23 protein-coding genes are annotated in these 21,755 nt (G+C 32.7%); 15 read left to right on the plus strand and 8 right to left on the minus strand.

Going from position 1 to position 21,755, the window contains the following annotated elements:
• Positions 1-7 precede the first annotated feature (7 nt).
• Complete coding sequence (pyrE, locus tag ES045_RS06070) at positions 8-649, plus strand: orotate phosphoribosyltransferase (RefSeq protein WP_147113977.1); 642 nt, start codon at positions 8-10, stop codon at positions 647-649.
• Between the two features lie 12 nt (positions 650-661).
• Positions 662-1,051, plus strand: coding sequence for an SRPBCC family protein (locus tag ES045_RS06075; RefSeq protein ID WP_147113980.1), 390 nt, complete (start codon positions 662-664; stop codon positions 1,049-1,051).
• Here ES045_RS06075 and ES045_RS06080 read toward each other — a convergent pair.
• Positions 1,048-1,779 carry a biotin--[acetyl-CoA-carboxylase] ligase gene (locus ES045_RS06080; protein ID WP_147113984.1) on the minus strand — a complete coding sequence of 244 codons (732 nt, stop codon included), beginning with the start codon at positions 1,777-1,779 and terminating at the stop codon, positions 1,048-1,050. The two genes, ES045_RS06075 and ES045_RS06080, sit on opposite strands and share 4 nt — an antisense overlap.
• 87 nt (positions 1,780-1,866) lie before the next feature.
• Here ES045_RS06080 and rsfS point away from each other — a divergent pair, with 87 nt between their 5' ends.
• The 7 genes from rsfS to ES045_RS06115 are packed head-to-tail and all read left to right on the plus strand — an operon-like array spanning position 1,867 to position 7,207.
• Positions 1,867-2,235 (plus strand): ribosome silencing factor, encoded by a 369-nt coding sequence (rsfS, locus tag ES045_RS06085; protein WP_147113988.1) that lies wholly within the window; start codon positions 1,867-1,869, stop codon positions 2,233-2,235.
• A 21-nt stretch (positions 2,236-2,256) separates the two neighbouring features.
• The gene (gene ftsH / locus ES045_RS06090) at positions 2,257-4,254 is read left to right on the plus strand and encodes an ATP-dependent zinc metalloprotease FtsH (protein WP_147113991.1); all 1,998 of its coding nucleotides are present in this window, start codon (positions 2,257-2,259) and stop codon (positions 4,252-4,254) included.
• 22 nt (positions 4,255-4,276) lie between these two features.
• Entirely contained in the window at positions 4,277-4,861 is a 585-nt protein-coding gene (locus ES045_RS06095; RefSeq protein WP_147113994.1) for a hypothetical protein, read from the plus strand.
• A gap of 1 nt (position 4,862) precedes the next feature.
• Complete coding sequence (locus tag ES045_RS06100; RefSeq protein ID WP_147113996.1) at positions 4,863-5,657, plus strand: phosphatidate cytidylyltransferase; 795 nt, start codon at positions 4,863-4,865, stop codon at positions 5,655-5,657.
• A 2-nt stretch (positions 5,658-5,659) separates the two neighbouring features.
• Positions 5,660-6,316: a phosphatidylserine decarboxylase family protein gene (locus tag ES045_RS06105; protein ID WP_147113999.1), complete on the plus strand. Its 657-nt coding sequence runs from the start codon at positions 5,660-5,662 to the stop codon at positions 6,314-6,316.
• Between the two features lie 2 nt (positions 6,317-6,318).
• Complete coding sequence (locus tag ES045_RS06110) at positions 6,319-6,585, plus strand: acyl-CoA-binding protein (protein WP_147114001.1); 267 nt, start codon at positions 6,319-6,321, stop codon at positions 6,583-6,585.
• Between the two features lie 7 nt (positions 6,586-6,592).
• Positions 6,593-7,207 carry a YceI family protein gene (locus tag ES045_RS06115; protein WP_147114004.1) on the plus strand — a complete coding sequence of 205 codons (615 nt, stop codon included), beginning with the start codon at positions 6,593-6,595 and terminating at the stop codon, positions 7,205-7,207.
• Between the two features lie 66 nt (positions 7,208-7,273).
• On the opposite strand, the gene ES045_RS06120 is transcribed toward ES045_RS06115, so the two are convergent.
• The gene (locus tag ES045_RS06120) at positions 7,274-8,149 is read right to left on the minus strand and encodes a TIGR01777 family oxidoreductase (protein ID WP_147114007.1); all 876 of its coding nucleotides are present in this window, start codon (positions 8,147-8,149) and stop codon (positions 7,274-7,276) included.
• A gap of 126 nt (positions 8,150-8,275) precedes the next feature.
• Here ES045_RS06120 and ES045_RS06125 point away from each other — a divergent pair, with 126 nt between their 5' ends.
• Entirely contained in the window at positions 8,276-9,400 is a 1,125-nt protein-coding gene (locus tag ES045_RS06125) for a vWA domain-containing protein (protein ID WP_147114010.1), read from the plus strand.
• Positions 9,401-9,477: 77 nt separating this feature from the next.
• Positions 9,478-10,944 (plus strand): sigma 54-interacting transcriptional regulator, encoded by a 1,467-nt coding sequence (locus ES045_RS06130; protein ID WP_147114013.1) that lies wholly within the window; start codon positions 9,478-9,480, stop codon positions 10,942-10,944.
• Positions 10,945-11,084: 140 nt separating this feature from the next.
• Here the strand turns inward: ES045_RS06130 and ES045_RS06135 are convergent, their stop codons facing one another.
• A complete protein-coding gene (locus ES045_RS06135) occupies positions 11,085-12,410 on the minus strand; it encodes a M28 family peptidase (RefSeq protein WP_147114017.1) in 1,326 nt (441 codons plus the stop codon).
• A gap of 79 nt (positions 12,411-12,489) precedes the next feature.
• Positions 12,490-13,605, minus strand: a complete 1,116-nt coding sequence (locus ES045_RS06140; RefSeq protein ID WP_147114019.1) for a DUF2914 domain-containing protein — start codon at positions 13,603-13,605, stop codon at positions 12,490-12,492.
• Between the two features lie 146 nt (positions 13,606-13,751).
• Between ES045_RS06140 and yaaA the strand changes: the two genes are divergently transcribed.
• Complete coding sequence (gene yaaA, locus ES045_RS06145; RefSeq protein WP_147114022.1) at positions 13,752-14,510, plus strand: peroxide stress protein YaaA; 759 nt, start codon at positions 13,752-13,754, stop codon at positions 14,508-14,510.
• 53 nt (positions 14,511-14,563) lie between these two features.
• Here the strand turns inward: yaaA and ES045_RS06150 are convergent, their stop codons facing one another.
• Positions 14,564-15,448 carry a Brp/Blh family beta-carotene 15,15'-dioxygenase gene (locus ES045_RS06150; protein WP_147114025.1) on the minus strand — a complete coding sequence of 295 codons (885 nt, stop codon included), beginning with the start codon at positions 15,446-15,448 and terminating at the stop codon, positions 14,564-14,566.
• Between the two features lie 86 nt (positions 15,449-15,534).
• Between ES045_RS06150 and ES045_RS06155 the strand changes: the two genes are divergently transcribed.
• Positions 15,535-16,260: a bacteriorhodopsin-like gene (locus ES045_RS06155; protein WP_147114028.1), complete on the plus strand. Its 726-nt coding sequence runs from the start codon at positions 15,535-15,537 to the stop codon at positions 16,258-16,260.
• Between the two features lie 62 nt (positions 16,261-16,322).
• Here the strand turns inward: ES045_RS06155 and ES045_RS06160 are convergent, their stop codons facing one another.
• Together ES045_RS06160 and ES045_RS06165 are read right to left on the minus strand one after the other, a co-directional pair.
• Positions 16,323-17,747: an L-serine ammonia-lyase gene (locus tag ES045_RS06160; protein WP_147114031.1), complete on the minus strand. Its 1,425-nt coding sequence runs from the start codon at positions 17,745-17,747 to the stop codon at positions 16,323-16,325.
• An 89-nt stretch (positions 17,748-17,836) separates the two neighbouring features.
• On the minus strand, positions 17,837-18,178 hold the full coding sequence (locus tag ES045_RS06165; protein ID WP_147114034.1) for a DUF2853 family protein: 342 nt from the start codon (positions 18,176-18,178) through the stop codon (positions 17,837-17,839).
• Between the two features lie 243 nt (positions 18,179-18,421).
• On the opposite strand from ES045_RS06165, the gene dnaK reads away from it, so the two are divergent.
• A complete protein-coding gene (dnaK, locus tag ES045_RS06170) occupies positions 18,422-20,320 on the plus strand; it encodes a molecular chaperone DnaK (protein ID WP_147114036.1) in 1,899 nt (632 codons plus the stop codon).
• 281 nt (positions 20,321-20,601) lie between these two features.
• Positions 20,602-21,123 (plus strand): hypothetical protein, encoded by a 522-nt coding sequence (locus tag ES045_RS06175; RefSeq protein WP_147114039.1) that lies wholly within the window; start codon positions 20,602-20,604, stop codon positions 21,121-21,123.
• 63 nt (positions 21,124-21,186) lie between these two features.
• Here the strand turns inward: ES045_RS06175 and ES045_RS06180 are convergent, their stop codons facing one another.
• Entirely contained in the window at positions 21,187-21,648 is a 462-nt protein-coding gene (locus ES045_RS06180; protein ID WP_147114512.1) for an Lrp/AsnC family transcriptional regulator, read from the minus strand.
• Positions 21,649-21,755: the final 107 nt, after the last annotated feature.

Below are 21,755 nucleotides of genomic sequence, written 5' to 3' on the forward strand. Positions count from 1 at the left end.
TTGCGGTATGATTTTAAACAAAGATACGGCAAAAAAAACAGCTGAACTTTTACTACAGGTAAAAGCGATAAAGCTAAAACCTAGTGATCCATTTACGTGGGCTTCAGGTTGGAGATCGCCAATTTATTGCGATAATAGAGTAACGCTTTCTTATCCACCAGTTCGTATTTTCTTAAAAGAAGAAATTGCAAAAATTGTAGAGAAAGAATACGGTAAGCCAGATGTAATTGCTGGTGTTGCTACAGGTGCCATTGCTATTGGTATTTTGGTAGCGCAAGAATTAGGGGTTCCTTTTGTGTATGTAAGACCAGAGGCTAAAACGCATGGTAGAAAAAACCAAATTGAAGGACACCTAGACAGCGGACAAAACGTTGTGGTAATTGAAGACTTAATAAGTACTGGTAACAGTAGTTTAAATGCCGTTGATGCTCTTAAAGAAGCGGGGGCTGTTGTAAAAGGAATGGTGGCTATTTTTTCTTATGGTTTTGAGGTTGCTACAGAAAACTTTAAAAAGAAAAATATAAACTTAGTTACTTTAAGCAACTATGAAAACTTACTAGAACAAGCATTAGATAGCAATTATATTTCTGAAAAAGAATTGACTACATTGCATGAATGGAGAAGAGAACCAAGTACTTGGAAACAATAAAAAAGATATAAAATGAATATTGAAGGAAATACAGTTACCGTAGAAAAATCTCAAGAAGAGTTATTTAACTTTTTTAGTGATCTAAATAATTTTGAACAAATTATGCCAGAAAACACTACTAAATTTGAAGTTGATGGAGATTCCTTCTTATTCAGTTTGCCTGGTATGCCAGAAATTAGATTGGTTTTAAAGGAAAAAACACCTTTCTCTAATATTACTTTGGGTGCTGCAAGTAGTAAATTATCTTTTACATTGGCTGCAGACATTGCTAAAATTGAAGAAAATAAAAGTGAAGTTTCTTTAACTTTTGATGGTGATTTTAACGCAATGATGGCCATGATGGTTAAAAAACCTTTGACAAAATTTGTAGACACCTTAACCGAAAATATCGCAAAGCTTTAAAGAAAAGAAACTTCTTTCAATCCGAATTCTAAAATGGTTTCATCTTCTATGGCTATCTGAAGGTTTCCTTCTTTAGAAATGCCACGAATAATCCCCATAAATAAAACATCTTTACTATCTTTAAACATAGTTGGGATGTTTTTCTTATACAAAACGTTTAAGTAATCTGCTTCTAAAGCTTGAAAGTTTTTAGCGGTTAACAGGTCTATTCTATCTTTCAGTTTTAAAACAATGCTTTTTAAAAGTTGGTCTAAATTGTAGTCTTGCTGACTGATTAATTTTAAAGAACTCGCTTTTTTTAAGTATTCTGGGAAGACGGTTTGATTCACATTTAAACCAATTCCTATTACAGAGGATGCGATTTCTCTTCCTTTTAAACTATTTTCTATTAAAACACCACATATTTTCTTGTTTGCTGACAGAATGTCGTTAGGCCATTTGATGGCAATTGCAGGAATGTTTTCTTCTAATAAAGCATCAAAAACAGCTAAAGAAACAGCAAGGTTGAGATATTTATTATCGAAAACGCTTACATTAGAAAACCGAACAAAAACACTAAAAATCAGGTTCTTATAAGGCTCGGAGACCCAACTATTACCTTGTTGCCCTCTTCCTTTTACTTGGCGATCTGTAACCACAATTGTAAAGTTTTCTATCACAGAATTTGCCGCCATTTCTTTCAAAAAAGAATTGGTAGAATCGATGGCACTAAGTTTGATTATTTTCAAGTGTTAAATAAAGTGTAAAGTAGTTCAATAATACACAAAATAGTCGCAAAAATAGAATAACTTTGCGTTTAAATTAGAAAAAAATCAATGACTAAAAAACAAGTAAGTACAGACGAATTAATCGCTGTAATAATTCAGGGAATTGAAGAGGTTAAAGGAGAAGACATTCAATTACTAGACTTACGAGGAATAGAGAATACCGTTTGCGATTATTTTATAATCTGCTCTGGTAATTCGAACACACAAGTAAAAGCAATTTCTGGTTCAATTCAAAAAATAGTTAGCAAACAAATTAAAGACAAGCCTTGGCATATTGAAGGCGAGAATAATGCTGAATGGGTTTTAATGGATTATGTAAATGTGGTCGTACACGTTTTTCAAAAGCAAATTAGAGATTTCTATGACATCGAAAGCCTTTGGGGAGATGCAAAAATTACAGAAATAAAATCAGCTTAAATTTTTATATTTTATAAAGAAATGAACGAAAATAAAAAAGATAACAATAAAAATGCACCTAAAGTTAAGTTTAACGCTTATTGGATTTATGGTGCAATAATAGTATTATTAATTGGTTTTCAGTTTTTTAGTAGCGGAGATTTAGCAACTAAAAGCATCTCAAAGAATGAATTTAATGAAGTACTGAGAGAAAATGACATATCGAAAATAATAGTAGTAAATAATAATGTCGCTCAGATCTTTATAAAAAAAGAAGCTATAAAGAAATCTAAATATCAAAAATTAATAAATTCCGCTTTTTACAGAGAAGGTACTTCTCTGTACGAATACAATTTTGGAGATTTACAAAATTTTGAAAATGATTTAGAAAAAGCTAGAAATGAAAATGAGCTTACTTTCGATTTAAAAAATGAAAGTAGAACAAGTATGGTAGATACCTTAATTGGTTTCTTACCTTTTATCATCTTAATTGCTGTTTGGTTATTCTTTATGAAAAGAATGTCTGGCGGTGGTGCTGGTGGTGGTGGCGGAGGTCAAATATTTAGTATCGGAAAATCGAAAGCGAAATTATTTGATAAAGACACCAAAGTAAAAACAACTTTTGCGAATGTTGCTGGTTTAGAAGGCGCAAAAGAAGAGGTTCAAGAAATAGTAGATTTCTTAAAAAACCCAGAAAAATACACCTCTTTGGGGGGTAAAATACCAAAAGGAGCTTTATTAGTAGGACCTCCTGGGACTGGGAAAACATTGTTGGCGAAAGCCGTTGCTGGTGAAGCAGATGTTCCTTTCTTCTCTTTATCGGGTTCCGATTTTGTAGAAATGTTTGTAGGTGTTGGTGCTTCTAGAGTAAGAGACTTATTTAAACAAGCAGCGCAAAAATCGCCTTCAATTATTTTTATTGATGAGATTGATGCTGTGGGTAGAGCGCGTGGAAAGAATAGCATGACGGGTGGTAACGATGAACGTGAAAACACCTTGAACCAGTTATTAACAGAAATGGATGGTTTTGGTACAGATACCAATGTAATTGTAATTGCCGCAACCAACCGAGCAGATGTTTTAGACAGTGCCTTGTTGCGTGCTGGTCGTTTTGACAGACAGATCTATGTAGATTTACCAAATATTAACGAAAGAAAAGAAATTTTTGAAGTTCATATAAAACCTTTAAAACTTGCAGATGACGTTAAAGTTGGCTTTTTAGCACAACAAACGCCTGGTTTCTCTGGTGCAGATATTGCAAATATGTGTAATGAATCTGCTTTAATTGCTGCTAGAAAAGGGCAAAAAGCAATTCATCATCAAGATTTCTTAGATGCTGTAGACAGAATTGTTGGAGGGCTAGAAAAGAAAACCAAAGTAATTACACCAAAAGAAAAGAAAGTGATTGCTTTTCATGAAGCAGGTCATGCAACCATAAGTTGGATGCTAGAACACGCAGCACCTTTGGTAAAAGTAACCATTGTACCTAGAGGACAGTCTTTAGGAGCAGCTTGGTACTTGCCGGCAGAAAGGTTAATTGTGCAAACAGAACAAATGCTAGACGAAATGTGTGCTACCTTAGGGGGTAGAGCTGCAGAAAAAATTATTTTTAATAAAATTTCTACCGGTGCATTAAGTGATTTAGAAAAAGTTACCAAACAAGCCAGAGCAATGGTTACGGTATATGGTTTAAACGAAGAAGTGGGTAACATTACCTATTATGATTCTTCTGGAAACGATTCTTTTGTGAAGCCTTACAGTGATGAAACTGCAAGAACCATTGATAAAGAAATTTCTAAAATGATTGAAGCTCAATACCAAAGAGCCATCGAATTATTAGAAAACAACAAAGAGAAGCTAACTACATTGGCAGAGTTACTGTTAGAAAAAGAAGTTATATTTAAAGATGATTTATTAAAAATCTTTGGAAAAAGACCTTTTGAAGACTTAGACGCAGCGGTTAAAATTGATGAGAATATTGATGAAAAAATTGAAGAAGAAGTAGCGGTTCCCTCAGAAGCAAAAAGCACAGAGGAGTAATTTAATATTCGACAATTTAAGAATGAGCTTTTTTAAAAAACTATTTAACATCCCCATAAAAGAAGATAAAGAAGTCCAAAGACAAGAAGTAAACTTGTCTTTGGATGACTTGTTTGTGCATAATTTCATTAAAAAAGGGGGAAAATTCTTATACTGTCTTAAAGAGGAAGAAGTTGTCGAGAACATAAAAAGTATTCTCTCTGAAAATAATTGGCATGAAATTTTAGTCACAAATACAGCATTAGTACCATTTCTAGATCAAAAACAGGTCTCTATAGACGCTGAGTTAAAAAAAGCACTTCCTTTTTTTACAACCTGCGAGCATTTAATTGCAGATAATGGTGATGTTCTTTTTTCATCCAACCAATTAAAAAGTACCAAATTATCGGAACTTTCTGAAAACTTTATCATATACGCTACAACCAGTCAGATAGTTAGAAATACAGGCGAAGGTTTAACAGGTATTAAGGCAAATTCTAAAGACGCATTGCCTACCAATATTTCATCCGTTAAAGATTACGAGCTGAATAAAAAAGATGATAATTTTTTAAACTATGGTAACAGTAGCACAAAAAACTTATATTTGCTGCTATTAGAAGATTTATAATATGCGCAACCTTTTAAGAAGGAGTTTTTCTGGAATCATTTATGTTTTAATTTTTATAGCTGCGATTCTTTTTTCTGAAGAATCTTATATTGCATTAGTCGCTCTCTTTGGTCTCGTTGCCATTTGGGAACTTTCTAAAATGATAGCGTTTAAAAGCTTTATTTCTTACATTTTATTCGGTTTGACTTTATTTTTAATGTTAAAAAGACCCGATAGTTATGCAATCTCTTTAATTTTAGGAATTAACCTATTATCTTCTATTTACCTTATCTATCAACTTTTTGCAAAGAAAGAAATTACGTTTTCTACTGAAAGAGGAAAAATGGGACTCACAATTAGATATCTAATTTTCTCTTTTTGTTTCCTAATATTATTACCTTTTTACAATCTAAATTACGCGCCTTATCTAATGATCTCTATTTTGGTCTTGATATGGGTAAATGATAGTTTTGCCTTCCTAGTGGGTAAAAACTTTGGTAAAACAAAATTATTTGTTTCTGTATCACCAAAGAAAACCATAGAAGGCTTTATTGGCGGTTTTATTTTTGCTTTGATAGCCGCATCTATTATTAGCACGTTAAATACCGATTTATCTTTAGTTAACTGGTTAATTGTTGCTGCAATTGTATCTATTATTGGTACTATTGGAGATTTAGTAGAATCGAAATTAAAAAGACAAGCAAAAATAAAAGATAGTGGTACTATAATGCCAGGGCATGGAGGGATTTTAGACAGGTTAGATAGCTTGTTATTTGCTGCTCCGTTTGTATATTTGTATATTAACTTTATTATTTAAATATGATTCGTTTTCACAAGGAAGGTTACAAGATTATTGTAATTGCTTTTATAGTATCTATTCTAGGTATTTTATTGGCAGAAAAGTTTATTGAAGTGCTTTGGCTGGTAAAAGCCATTCAAATAGTAATTTTGGTTTTGTTATTTACTGTATTGCAATTCTTTAGAAATCCAAAAAGAGCAACAAATCTAGATGAGCGTACAATTATTGCACCAGTAGATGGTAAAGTTGTGGTTATTGAAGAGGTTGAAGAACCAGAATATTTTAAGGATAAGAGATTGCAGGTTTCTATATTTATGTCGCCAATTAATGTGCATGTTACAAGATATGCCATGAGCGGTGTGGTTAAATATAGTAAATATCATCCCGGTAAATACTTGGTTGCGTGGCATCCGAAAGCATCCACAGAAAACGAAAGAACCACTGTAGTACTAGAAAACAGTGCTATGGGAGAAGTTCTATACAGGCAAATTGCAGGTGCATTGGCCAAAAGAATTGTGAACTACGCAAAAGTAGGTGACGAAGTTGTACAAGGTACAGATGCAGGTTTTATTAAATTTGGTTCGAGAGTTGATTTATATTTACCTCTTGGCACAGAATTAACGGTAAAACTAGGCGATAAAGTAAAAGGAGGAACTCAAGTAGTTGCAAAAAAATAAATATGGAATCTGATTTAGACAAGGCGTTTAAAGAAGCCTTTAGTCAAATATCCGAACTAAAGGAAGCTATTGCACCAGATATTATGCTCAAATTTTATGCCTATTATAAGCAAGCTAATTTTAGTAGTAATCTTCCTTTTCATGGTGAAACAGATGTTAGAAATGCATTTAAAGTGAATGCATGGATGCAAGTAAAAGACATGTCTACAAGCGAGGCAAAAGAAGAATACATCAAATTAGCAAACTCGGTATTAAATAACAATAAATAAAGAAAATATGAAAAAAGTATTTATTCTATTACTAACAATTTCATTAAGTGTAAGTTTTACGTCTTGTAAATCTGATAAAAAAGCGGACAAGACTACTGATGCTGAAAAAAACGCAGCTTTTTCATTAAAAAAAGCAACGAATGAAATTAATTTTACAGCCTATAAATTCACAGAAAAAACACCTGTTGGTGGTCAATTTAGACAAATAGACATTACTGCTGGGGGTGCTGGAAACACCATTAAAGAAGCGATACACAATACAGAATTTTCAATTCCTGTAAGCAGCATCTTTACAAAAGATTCTAGTAGAGATTATAAAATTCAGAAATCTTTCTTTGGTGTAATGAGCAACACAAAATTACTTTCGGGTAAATTAATGATAGAAAACGACTCTATTGGTGCTGCAATGATTCAAATGAACGGAGTTACAGAAAAAGTTCCTTTTAAATATACCATAGTAGAAAATACCTTTGCGATGAGCGCAACGATGGATGTTAGCAACTGGAAGGCTTTAGATGCTTTGGCTTCTTTAAATAAAGTTTGCGAAGCTTTGCATACAGGTGCCGACGGTGTTTCTAAAACTTGGAGTGATGTTGCTTTGAACATTACTTCAGAATTTTAAGACACTCTTAAACACGATCTATACATATAGAAAAGGATACACTTTAAAATGTATCCTTTTTTGCATTTATAAATTCTCTAAAGCTGCTTTTAATTCTCTGTATTTAAAAACAAAGCCTTTTTGTACTATTTTTTCTGATGACAGTCTACTTCCTTCTAATAAAATAATTGCCAATTCGCCAAACATCAATTTTAATAAAAAACCTGGGACTGCAACTGGTACATAGAGTCTTTTAATCGCTGTTGCTAATGTTTTAGAAAATGTTTTACTGGTATGGTATTCGGGAGACGTGGCATTGTATATCCCTATAAAATCGTCTTCAACAGCTTTTATGTACAAGCTACACAAATCATCTATATGAATCCAAGACATGTATTGTTGCCCAGAACCTAAAGGTGTAATTACGGGTGTTTTCATTTTTTCTAAAGCGCCCCCTTCTTTTGATAAAACAACGCCTGTTCTAAGAATTGTTACCGGAATATCTACTTCTTTAAATTGATTGGCTGCTGCTTCCCATTGCTCACAAACTTCTCCTAAAAAATCTTTGCCAACGGCATCTGTTTCTTTGTGAATTTTATCCGTAGTTTTTGCACCGTAATAATTACTACCAGAAGCAGAAATAAATCCTTTTAAAGGAATATTTTGTTCTTTTATTTTATTGAATAATAAATTAGCTGTTTCTACTCTACTGCTAATAATTACTTTTTTCCTTTGGTCTGTCCAACGTTCATCTGCAATTCCTGCGCCTGCTAAATGAATAATATAGTCGATATTTTCAACGGCTTTAGGGTCTATAAAGTGCTTAGAAATATCCCATTTGAATTCGTTTTCCGCTTGCGGACTTCTACTTAAAATTCTTACGTCATGCTTTCTTTCGGTTAACAATGCTGTTAATCGAGTGCCTACCAAACCTGTACCTCCTGTAATTAATATATTTGCCATATGGTAAAGATAATTATTTTTTTTGTTTAATTTTTTTCTCTTTTAATAAAACAAATCTATGTAGACATTTGATAAACTAATCTAAATTTGTTCTAAAAGATATCTTAAATCCGTATTTTTATAGTGATGAAAAATAACAAAAAAAGAAAAGGTTTTGTCTTTAAGACCTATGAAGCAGAAAATCAATCTCCCTTCGAGAAATTATTTGAGATTTTTAAGGAATTGATTACACATACTTCTGGCGATTTTGATGAAGCCATCGACTGGTTGCGTTCTTTAGATGTTGAATATAAGTTGACCGATGAAAATTATACCATTGACGATTTTATTGAAGATTTAAAAAAGAAAGGCTACATAAAAGAAGAAGTAAAAGGAGACGGAACTGGAGGTACAAAAATAACCTCGAAAACAGAACGTGCGATTAGACAACAAGCGTTGAATCATATTTTTGGAAAAATTAAAAGAAGCAGCGCAGGAAATCATAAAAGTAAATCTCCAGGAATTGGAGACGAACATACGGGCGATTTAAGAGCCTATCAATTTGGTGACGCTCTAGACAAAGTTTCGGTTACAGAAAGCATTCGAAATGCCCAAATTAATAACGGAATTGACAATTTTAGTTTAACTGAAAATGATTTGGTGGTAGAAGAAACCATGCATAAAAGTCAAATGAGTACCGTGTTAATGATAGACATTAGTCATTCTATGATTCTCTATGGAGAAGATAGAATTACACCTGCCAAAAAAGTGGCGATGGCCTTGGCAGAGTTAATTACCACGCGGTATCCTAAAGATACCTTAGATATTATTGTGTTTGGAAACGATGCTTGGGCTATTAAAATTAAAGATTTACCCTATTTACAAGTGGGGCCATATCATACAAATACCGTTGCAGGTTTAAATTTAGCGATGGATTTACTGCGAAGAAAAAGAAACACCAACAAACAAATTTTTATGATTACCGATGGCAAACCAAGTTGCTTGCGTTTACCAGATGGCCAATATTACAAGAACAGTAATGGTTTAGACAAATACATTGTTAATAAATGTTATGCAATGGCACAACAAGCCAGAAAATTGCACATTCCTATTACCACTTTTATGATTGCACAAGATCCGTATTTAATGCAATTTGTAAGAGCTTTTACACAAGCCAATCAAGGAAAAGCATTTTACACGGGTTTAAAAGGTTTGGGAGAAATGATTTTTGAAGATTACGAAACGAACAGAAAAAAGAGGATTAAAGGATAATAAAACAGCTTTTAGCTCGTAGAAAAAATAAGCGTAAGTGCTAAAGGCAAAAACCAATAGCAAAAAAACCGAAGTACATGAATTTAGAAAATATAAAAACAGTAGGCGAGTTAGTAAAATCTGGATATACATCTAGAGGTATTAAAGACGAATTAAGAGAAAATATTATTGAAAAAATAAAGCGTAAAGAAACTGTTTTTGAAGGTGTTCATGGGTATGAAAACACCGTGATTCCAGAATTAGAAAGAGCTATTTTAAGCAAACACAACATCAATTTATTAGGATTACGCGGACAAGCAAAAACACGTTTGGCAAGGTTGATGGTCAATTTATTAGACGAATACATTCCTGTGGTAGAAGGTTCGGAAATTAATGATGATCCATTGCATCCTATTTCGAGGTTTGCTATAGAGTTGCTCAAAGAAAAAGGAGACGACACTCCTATTTATTGGATGCACAGAGATGAGCGTTTTGCAGAGAAATTAGCAACGCCAGATGTTACTGTTGCAGATATTATTGGTGATGTAGATCCTATAAAAGCTGCCAATTTAAAATTGAGTTATGCAGATGATCGTGTGATTCATTACGGAATGATTCCAAGAGCAAACCGTTGTATTTTTGTTATTAATGAGTTGCCAGATTTACAAGCTAGAATTCAGGTGGCATTGTTTAATATTTTACAAGAAGGCGACATTCAAATTAGAGGATTTAAAATGCGTCTAAATTTAGACATGCAATTTATTTTTACAGCAAACCCAGAAGATTATACCAACAGAGGAAGTATTGTTACGCCTTTAAAAGATAGAATTGGCTCGCAGATTTTAACGCATTATCCAGAAGATTTAGATACTGCAAAAACCATTACACAGCAAGAAGCAAACAAAGCAAGTGCTCAAAAAGAGTTTATAGAAGTGCCAGAATTAGCGAAAGATTTGTTAGAGCAAATTGTTTTTGAGGCGAGAGAAAGTGAATACATAGATGCCAAAAGTGGTGTAAGTGCACGTTTAAGCATTTCTGCTTTTGAGAACTTGTTAAGCACCGCAGAAAGAAGAGCATTACTTTCTGGTGATGAGAAAACAATGATTCGTTTGAATGATTTCGACGGAATTATTCCTGCTATAACAGGTAAAGTAGAATTGGTCTATGAAGGCGAACAAGAAGGCGCACATGTGGTTGCAGAAAGTTTGATTAAAAAAGCCGTAATCACTTTATTTCCTACTTATTTTCCTGAGATTAAGAAATTAGAAAAACAAGATGAAGAGACTCCTTACGATGCTATTATTTCTTGGTTTTTTAATGCGGAAGAAGATTTTGAGTTATTAGATGAACATTCTGAAGAAGAATACAAAACAGAATTAGATAAAATAAAACCTTTAGATGACTTTATAAAAGAATATCAGCCAAATATGAATGAAGCTGACACTTATTTTATGAAAGAATTTGTCTTGTGGGCCTTGGTAGAATTTAAAAAGTTAAGCAAGTATCGTTTTGCTGAAGGAACACAATTTAAAGATCCTTATGGGAGTTTTATTAGTGGATTGTAAGCCCTAGAATACAAATTGAACAAACACATCTCCGTTTAAGTAGAGAGAACTAATAACAAAATTGAGACCTCACAGATTTTAAAACCTGTGAGGTCTCTTTTTGTAACCACCAACATCTCTAGATTTTATTCAAACCTCTCTTATCTCAAAATTTTATTCGGAAAGACAACTACGCTTTCATGACCATTTTCGCCAACAGCAGCAACCCCAAAAAAGAAATTATCAATTACAATTCCGTCTAAAGTAAACTCTGTAGCCTCTATATATCTAGCATGATCCCAAGTAGGAGACGTGGTATCTCTCCAATAAATTTTATAGCCCTTTGCGCCTGCTACTTTACTCCACTTTAATTTTACATTTGCTTCTACAATACCACCAATAAAAACTTCTTTTGGTGCTGCTGGTGCCCAAGCTAAACTGGCCAAATTAATGGCATTTACCGCCGTTAGTTTTTTGGCATACGGAAAATTCACCTTTTCAAAAGTATCGCCATAAGCAATCCCATTTTCAGTTCTAATATCTTGGTGTTGTTGTGTATAATTTTCGTGCGCTTCCATAATTCGGATTCCCGCAAAACCTAAATCATTAAAAGGTCTGTGGTGTCCTCCTCTACCAAATCTGTCTAATCTGTAAATCATCATCGGGTTCATTTCTGGCATGTATGTTTGTACATTCTTATGAATGTATCTTGCCAACTGTCTCGAAATTCCGTCTACTTCTCCGCCATAAAAACGTCTCCTATTGCGTTCACTTTCAGTTTCATTTGCAGGAACAGGTTCAGAGAAAATTCTAAAAGAACGATTATCAATCACTCCGTCAACTCCTTTGATATTGCCAATCATGTCATTATTTAAAACCCCGATGATGTCCCAACCTTTGTCTTTAGCATATTTGGCTAAACCCGCACCACCAAACAATCCTTGTTCTTCGCCTGAAAGACCAACATAAATAATACTGCTTTCAAATTTATAGTTGCTTAACACTCTTGCCGCTTCAATGGTTCCTGCCATTCCAGACGCGTTGTCATTTGCCCCTGGTGCATCCGTAGTAAAGTCCATGGTATCGCTTGCTCTAGAATCGATATCGCCACTCATAATTACATATTTATTCGGATATCTTGTTCCTTTTTGAATGGCCACAACATTTACAACCCAAGCATCATGAGGCACTCTCCTATTTGCTTTTTTTGTAACAAAGTCCTTTTGATAAGAAACATCGATACAATTATTACAGGCTTTAGAAATGGTTTCGAATTCCGATTTTATCCAACGTCTTGCCGCACCAATTCCTCTGGTGTTCGAGATGGTGTCTGAAAATGTATTTCTTGTTCCGAATTCTGTTAATGTTTTTACATCTGCTTTAATTCTTTCCGCAGAAACAGCGTTTATAATATCATATATTTTAGCATCTGTTTGTGCTGATATTGACACAGTAATAAATAAGAGTAATAAGACTATTTTTTTCATTCTATAATATTTTGTTTAAAGATACAAACTTAATCAAATAGAAAAAACTTCCTCGAGTACGTAATTCGATTCTTAATTTTTAAAACTCTCTTTGTATACTTTGGGAGTTATTAACCACGTTTGTGGTAATAATATTAAAATGAACAACACCTAAAACCAACCCCTCTTCTGTAATTACTTCTACCTTCCATTCTCCATCAATTATATTATTTTTAAAACTATAGCCTTTGTAACCGTTGTCTCTACCTCCTGTAATTTCAAATCCAATCTTATCTAAATCTTGCCATTCTTCAGTTCTCGTATTGTACCATTTCCATTGATGGTAAATTTTCTTTTTTAAATTTGTTGGTGCAAATATCGATGTGAAAACGTATACCGGTTTGTTGGTGTTTCTATAGAAATTAATTTTATGGTCTCGCCAAAAAATATACCAAGCATCTACTTCATAAGAAACCATGTAATTTCCATTGTCTTTTACAACATTATGTGCAACGATACCTTTATCCAATGCCAAAGGAACAGGAGGAATCAATCTAAAATAATAAAAAATATTTATTGATAAAAAGATGCCAAATATTAAACCAAACATTTTCCATTTTACCATTGCTGTTCTTGTTGAATAACTATTTCTATATACTAGGATGATCAATAAAAATGTAGAAACCAAACTTAACAAACCTGAAATTAGAAAAATCTCTGTGCTCATTTCTTTTAAAATTACCGGAACAAAAAAACTTAAAAAAGTAAAATTTACAAAATAATACGCACCAAACTGAAGGTATTTGTTAGAAACCCTTTTCTTAAAAAATTCATTTGCAAACAATAAAAAAAGAAGAATTAAGAAGAAGGAAGCCGTTTTAGACAAAGAGACACTTCTAGAAAAATAAATTACGTAGGCACTTGTTAAGCCTCCTAAAAAAAATTGGATTGCTAACGGAAGATACGCTTCGTACTTTCTAAATAAGGTGTTCTTCCATTTGTCTCCGTCTACTAAATTAAAAATATAAATACTCGCTGTTAGTAGGGTCATATAGGTACAAAGTATCGCAATATCGTAAAACCTGTCTATTCTGCCTAACGTTAAAGAGTCCCAAGTAAAACCACCAATAAAAAATAAAACGGGTGCATATTTCTGATGTTTTTTCACCTGTTTATAAAAATAAGATTCTTTGTATTTTATACTTTTCTTAATCATTAAAAACCATTAATTTTATGCGTGAAGATAAATAAATTTTATTGATAGAAATATCAGTATTTACTTCTCATATTCGTGTAAAACTACTGTAATACTTTGTACTTTTATCAGACAAAATTAACCCTTTTATTTTTCAAAATCAACAAATGAAAATCATCATATCTCCAGCAAAATCCTTAGATTTTGAAAGTAAAGTACCTACAGACCTATATACACACCCTCGTTTCTTAGAGCAATCTAAAAAATTAAACAAGAAATTAAAAACAATTTCTAAGAAAAGTTTATCTGAATTGATGAAGATTTCTGATGATTTAGCTGCATTAAATTATGATAGAAACCAGACTTGGGAAACGCCATTTACCAAGAAAAACGCTAAACAAGCCATTTACGCTTTTACGGGTGCTGTTTTTAAAGGAATTGATGTAAACTCTTTATCAGCAGATAACATACCTGTATTACAAGACCGTTTAAGAATTTTATCTGGCTTGTATGGTTTGCTTAAACCGTTAGATTTAATTCAGCCGTATCGCTTAGAAATGGGCACAAAATTAAAAGTTGATCGCACAGAAAACCTCTACAAGTTTTGGGGAGAGGCACTTGCAAATTCTTTAAACGAAGAATTAAAAGAGGGGGAGTTGCTTGTAAACTTAGCAAGTACAGAGTATTTTAAAGCATTGCCAAAAAAAGTTTTAAAAGTGCCAATGATTACACCTGTTTTTAAGGATTTAAAAAATGGCGAATATAAAATTGTGATGACCTACGCTAAAATGGCCCGCGGATTAATGGTGCGCTATATTATTGATAATAAAGTAAATACAATTGAAGATTTAAAAGGTTTTAATGTTGATAAATATCGTTTTTCTGAAGAAATGTCTTCTGGCAATGAGTTGGTTTTTACAAGGTAATGTTTCGTTTATAATATTCAATTACTCATGGTAGCTTATTATTGTAGCCATCATTAATTTTTCATTTTATGCATCACCCAAGCATGTGGTGCTGTTACTGCAAATAAAATTACAAAAACTACGGTAGCAAACAGCTCTATTTCTGGTAATATTTGATGCAAGATTAATAAAGCTACAATACTAATTGCCCAATAAATTATCGCTTTCTTTACATAAGAAAAAACAGTTTCTTTACTTAAACTTCCTGAAATAAATTCTATTTGATGTATGATTGAAGGAATAGAATGCCAAAAAATAAAATAAATGGCAAAACCCAATATTAAAGAAGACGTCTTAAAAACAAGAAAAAGTAATACCAAGTATAGCAATTCTTTTAAAAATATTTTTAGTTCATTTCTTTTTGTTAAAATTAAATAGCAACTTCCGATTAATAAAAAAAAGGTACTGACGCCTAAGGTGATTTCTACTTGACTTTCGGTAAAAATTAAGCCTGTAAGCTCCTTCATAATTAAATTAACATCTGGTATCGATTGATAAAAAAGTAAGGAAAAAATAAACAAACCGTAGGCTAAAAAGTAAACTGAATTAAATACAAAATTAACAGTTATCTTATGACTAAGGTGTTCTTCCCCGAAATGATAAGAGCTTAATAAGACAAATAGTATAATTGCAACAAATGGACTAAGCATATAAATTATTACACACAATATAATAATACTTACGTAAATAAAAAAGTTTTTTATTACTGTTTTATCTTTTTTCTCCTTTGTTGCTAATATTAATAAATCATTCGCTCCATGCAAGATTCCAACAGATATTACCATTATATAGGCGATGACATCTTCTACGACCTCTCCGAACTGGATGCTTATCCAAAGCAATAAAAATGTAAAAAAAACAACACTATTTTGATAATTATAATTTTTAAGTGCATTCATATCACAAACTTATGATTTTTTCCGTACTTTAGTCTAATGTTTTAGCTAAAACATTAAACGGTTTTTATTAACTTAAATATTTTACAATGAATTTATCATTAAATTTTTTATCTGTTGCAAAGATGGCAACTGACGATTACATTGGATTTACATTTTTTGTTGGCTGCATGGCTATGATGGCTGCTGCAGTATTCTTTTTCTTATCAATGAGTAGCTTTGATAAAAAATGGAGGACCTCTTTACTAGTTTCTGGTTTAATTACCTTTATTGCAGCAGTGCATTACTTCTACATGAGAGATTATTGGGCTGCTTTTGGAGAGTCTCCAACTTTCTTTAGATACATTGACTGGATCTTAACAGTGCCATTGATGTGTGTTGAGTTTTACTTAATTTTAAAGGTGGCAGGTGCCAAAAAATCTTTAATGTGGCGATTGATTTTCTTATCAGTTGTAATGCTAGTAACAGGCTACATTGGTGAAGCAATTGACCCTTCGAATGCATGGTTATGGGGGCTAGTATCTGGTGCAGCATATTTTGTAATTGTTTACGATATCTGGTTTGGAGTAGCAAAAAAATTAGCTGTGAAAGCTGGTGGAGAAGTTTTAAAAGCGCACAAAGCTTTGTGCTGGTTTGTATTAGTTGGTTGGGCAATTTATCCTTTAGGCTACATGGCAGGAACACCAGGATGGTATTCAGGAGTTTTTGGTGGTTTAAGTATGGATGTTATTTATAACATTGGGGATGCCATAAATAAAATAGGATTTGGACTGGTAGTTTATAACTTAGCTGTTCAAAGTTCTGAAAATAAATAACATAGTAAGTGGTGTTATTTATTAAAAGTCCAAAAGCCTTAAAAAGCTTTTGGACTTTTTTTTTAGCAATCTGCCAAACCTACATGAACAGCTAAACCTCCTTCAGAAGTTTCTTTGTAATTTTTATGCATATCTTTTGCCGTTTCCCACATGGTATCAATCACCTTATCTAAATGCACCAAAGAGTCTTTCGGGTCTGTTTCTAAAGCTATTTCTGCGGCATGAATCGCTTTTATTGCGCCCATAGAATTACGCTCTATACAGGGCACTTGTACTAAACCACCAATAGGATCACAGGTTAAACCCAAGTGATGTTCCATTGCAATTTCCGCGGCAGACAAACATTGCGCTGCTGTACCCCCTAACAATTCTGTTAACGCTCCTGCTGCCATTGCAGAAGAAACTCCTATTTCTGCTTGACAGCCCCCCATTGCTGCAGAAATTGTCGCGTTTTTCTTAAAAATACTACCAATTTCACCAGCAGTTAATAAGAATTTTTTAATTTGATTAAAATCGGCTTCGTGATTTTCTATCACCAAATAATACATTAAAACAGCCGGAATTACTCCTGCACTTCCGTTTGTAGGTGCGGTAACAACTCTACCTAAAGCGGCATTTACTTCGTTTACAGAAAGCGCAAAACAACTTACCCATTTTAATATTTCTCTAAATTTTACTTCTGTACTTCTTATTGCAGTAATCCATTCTTTCGGATTTGTATACGTGGTATCTTTTATTAATTTTGTGTGTGTATCAAATGCACGTCTTTTAACATTTAAACCTCCGGGAAGTCTTCCTTCTGTATGACAACCAATGTACATACATTCTAACATTGTTTCCCAAATTCTATTCAGCTCGAAATCAATTTCCTCTGAAGAACGCAATTCCAATTCATTTTTTAAAACAATATCAGAAATTAATAAATGATCTCTTTCACAATACTCTTCTAGTTGCAGTGCTCTATTAATAGGATATGGAAAGTTCTTTTTTGTGATTTCTATTTCCTCTTCTAAATGATCATTTTCTTGCACAATAAAACCACCTCCAATAGAATAGTAGGTTTGTGTAGAAATCTCTTCACCGTTTAAGAAGCCTCTAAATTTAATTCCGTTTGCATGAAAAGGTAAAAACTCTTTATTAAATTGGATTGAATCTTTGTAAAAGGGAACCTTTTTTTCAGCATTTAGAAAAAGCACTTCTTTTTCTTTAATGTCATTAATTGTAGCACCAATATTTTCGATTGGTACATATTCTGGGTCTGCTCCACTTAAACCTAATTGAATAGCTAAATCTGTGGCATGGCCTTTTCCTGTCAAAGAAAGAGAACCGTATAAATCTACCTGAATGGCATCAATTAAAACAAATTTCTCATTCTCTTTTAATTGCTTAATCCATTGTTCTGCAGCCCTCCAAGGACCTAGTGTATGTGAACTTGATGGTCCGACACCAATCTTCAACATATCAAAAACACTAATAAATTGTGACATTCGTAAAAATAATTAAATTATATGCTGTAAATGTAAAAAATCCAACTCAAAGAGTTAGATTTTTTTGTATAATTAAAAGGAAGATATTCTTACATTCCGTAAACAGACTCTTTGTCAAACTTTTTAACGAGCATATAATACACTACTGCTCTGTATTTCTTTCTTTCAGATTTCCCAATTCTTTCCATTACTTCTTCAATACCAGCATCTAACTCTTTGCTATCTGTCATTCCTAATTTTTTAATTAAGAAATTGTTTTTTACAGTAGCTAATTCTTTTGCATCAGAACCAGAAACAGTTTCTGCATCTGCTTTGTAGATAGATGGACCTAACCCTTTGGTAACCGCAGCTAACAGATCCGAGTTAGAACGCAGATCTCTGTCATCCATGAATTTCTTGTATAAAGCTACTTTTTCGTCAAATTTACTCATTGTTTTCTATTTATTTGTTTATATAAAATTTTGATTCTAAAAGAACTATCCAAATATAGTAAAATAATTTAGGATTTCAAATATTCTTCTATGCTCTGATTTAGACCCCAGTTGTGTCAAAATGTCACATATCTATTTCAATAAAATAATAAAACTGACATTTTCTATAAAAAAAGCAGTTGGCACGTAGTTTGACTAATACAAACTGTAAAGTTGAATTTATAAAAAATTAAAATAAATATTATGAGTAAAATAATTGGAATCGATTTAGGAACAACAAATTCATGTGTTTCTGTAATGGAAGGAAATGAACCAGTTGTAATTCCTAATGCTGAAGGAAAAAGAACAACACCATCTATTGTTGCCTTTGTTGAAGGAGGAGAACGTAAAGTTGGTGACCCAGCAAAAAGACAAGCGGTAACAAACCCTACTAAAACGGTTTATTCTATTAAACGTTTTATGGGAAACAAATTTTCTGAGTCTTCTAAAGAAGCAGGAAGAGTTCCTTACAAAGTAGTAAAAGGAGATAATGATACGCCAAGAGTAGATATTGATGGTCGTTTATATACGCCACAAGAAATTTCTGCAATGGTATTACAGAAAATGAAAAAAACTGCTGAAGATTATTTAGGAACTGAGGTTACTGAAGCAGTTATTACAGTACCAGCATATTTTAACGATGCACAAAGACAAGCGACAAAAGAAGCTGGTGAAATTGCAGGTTTAAAAGTAAAAAGAATGATAAATGAGCCAACAGCTGCTGCATTAGCTTATGGTTTAGACAAATCTAACGACGATAAAAAAATTGCTGTTTTTGATTTTGGTGGTGGAACGCATGATGTTTCTATCTTAGAATTAGGAGATGGTGTTTTTGAAGTATTAGCTACAGCTGGAGATACACATTTAGGTGGTGATGATGTTGATGAAAAAATAATTAACTGGTTAGCAGAAGAGTTTAAAGCTGATGAAGATTTAGACTTACGTAAAGACCCAATGTCTTTACAACGTTTAAAAGAAGCTGCTGAAAAAGCGAAGATTGAATTATCTTCTTCTGCTTCTACAGAGATCAACTTGCCTTATGTTACTGCTACTGCTAGTGGACCAAAACACTTGGTAAGAACTTTATCTAGAGCGAAATTTGAGCAATTAATAGACGATTTAGTAAAAAGAACAATAGCACCTTGTCAAACGGCCTTAAAAAATGCAGATTTATCTATTGATGAAATAGATGAAGTTATCTTAGTTGGTGGTTCTACAAGAATACCTGCTGTACAAGAAGCTGTTGAAAAATTCTTTAAAAAAGCGCCAAGTAAAGGTGTAAACCCTGATGAAGTTGTTGCTTTAGGAGCTGCAATACAAGGTGGTGTTTTATCTGGAGATGTGAAAGATGTCTTGTTATTAGACGTTACTCCTTTATCTTTAGGTATTGAAACTATGGGGAATGTTTTCACAAAATTAATTGATGCAAACACAACAATTCCTACGAAAAAATCTCAAGTATTCTCTACAGCAGTAGACAATCAACCATCAGTAGAAATTCACGTTTTACAAGGTGAAAGAGCTATGGCTGCAGATAATAATACTATTGGTCGTTTCCATTTAGATGGTTTACCTCCTGCGCAAAGAGGTGTCCCTCAAGTAGAAGTTACTTTTGACATTGATGCAAATGGTATTATTAAAGTATCTGCTTTAGACAAAGGAACAAATAAATCTCACGAGATTAGAATCGAAGCTTCTTCTGGTTTATCTGAAGAAGAAATCGAAAAAATGAAGAAAGACGCAGAAGAAAATGCGGATGCTGATAAAAAAGCAAAAGAAACTGCAGAAAAAATTAACGAAGCAGATTCTATGATTTTTCAAACAGAAAAGCAATTAACTGAATTTGGTGATAAATTATCTGCGGATAAAAAAGAACCAATTGAAAAAGCTTTAGTTGAATTAAAAGCGGCTCATGAATCTAAAGATCTTGCACTAATTGATACTGCTTTGGCAACTATTAATGAAGCTTGGAAAGTTGCATCTGAAGAGATGTATGCTGCTGAGAATGGAGCTAAGGGAGCTGATGCACAACAAGGTGAACCAGAAGCAGATGATGCTAAAGGAGACAATGTTGAAGATGTAGATTTCGAAGAAGTAAAGTAAGCAGGACGTTAGATTTGTAAAACAAATCTTTACGCATCGCTTATCTCGCTTTTCAGCGGGTTCTCATACAAGTTTTCTAAACTTTATTTGAGGTTTATTTACAGAAATAGAAAACATATTTTCTTAAAATAACTAAAACGCAATCATTTATTTGATTGCGTTTTTTTATGCGTCATTCTCAAAGAAGTGGAAATAATGAAACAATCTGTTATAGAAAAAGAAAGATTGCTTCGTTCTTCGCAATGACGTTTTAATTATCTTTACAAAAAGTAATATTCATTTTGAAAACCTACAACAAAACCAATTTCTTTAAACATACTTTTTGTGAATTCAAACAAGTAGACAACTTTAAATTTCCAGTAGAAGCCAATTACAAAAGTAAATCTGAAAGCATGTACTTCTATACCGATGAAGGTGTGTACAGAAAATCGAATCATTGGGGACGCGTTGCCAATTGCAGGTGGAAGTTGATTGCAAACCAAGAGTATAAAAACCAACAAATAGTCATTGGTTTTGCAAAATGGGCAGACTTCTACCCTATCAATTCAACAGAGAAAATATTTTTTATTAAAGTAGATTTTGAAAAAAAAACAGCGAACATTCAGCCTAGAAAAATAGGAGCCAAAAACTTACTTTTTACTTTAAATGAAGCGCAGCAAAAAATAAAACAGATCACCATTTTATTTAAAGAAACAAAGTGGGCTAATTATTTTGAAGATGATATAGACACTATTCGTTTTAAAGTGATTACAGCATTCATCAATACAACTAAAACGTTGCAAGAAATTAAAAGAGAAATCTAGATTTCTCGAGAATGACAATTTCAAAGGAGGTCTCGAGAAAATGTCTCTAAGAAATCTTTTCAATTATAAAGGAATTCCGTGGTTGTTTTTAATTTCTCCCATCACAAAAGTACTGTGTGCACTACCAATATTTTTAACAGACCCCAAACTTTGCAATACAAACGATTGGTAATGTTTCATATCTTTCACCATCACTTTTAATAAAAAATCAAAATCGCCAGAAGTATTATAACACTCCGTTACTTCTTTAAGAAACATAATATCTTTTACAAACTGATTCCCTATTTCTTTGGTGTGTTCCTTTAACGTAATATTACAGAATACAATTAAAGAAACATCTAACTTTTCACTACATAAAACAGCAGTCGTTTTTTTTATATATCCTTCTTTTTTTAATCGTTTTATGCGATCAAAAACAGGCGTATTTGTAAGATTTACTCTCTGAGCAAGTTCTTTTGTGGTAATATCTGCGTCTTTTTGTAATAAACGAAGTAGTTGTAAATCAATTTCATCAATTTGATACATAGAATATTTTTCTTTTTCGGGTTCAATTACAGCACATAAAAGTGTTTTACACTGTAAATTATTCAAAAATAGTTTTATATTCTGAATATGAATCAAAATACATTATT

The organism is Polaribacter sp. IC073 (assembly GCF_007997075.1).
Taxonomy (GTDB): domain Bacteria; phylum Bacteroidota; class Bacteroidia; order Flavobacteriales; family Flavobacteriaceae; genus Polaribacter.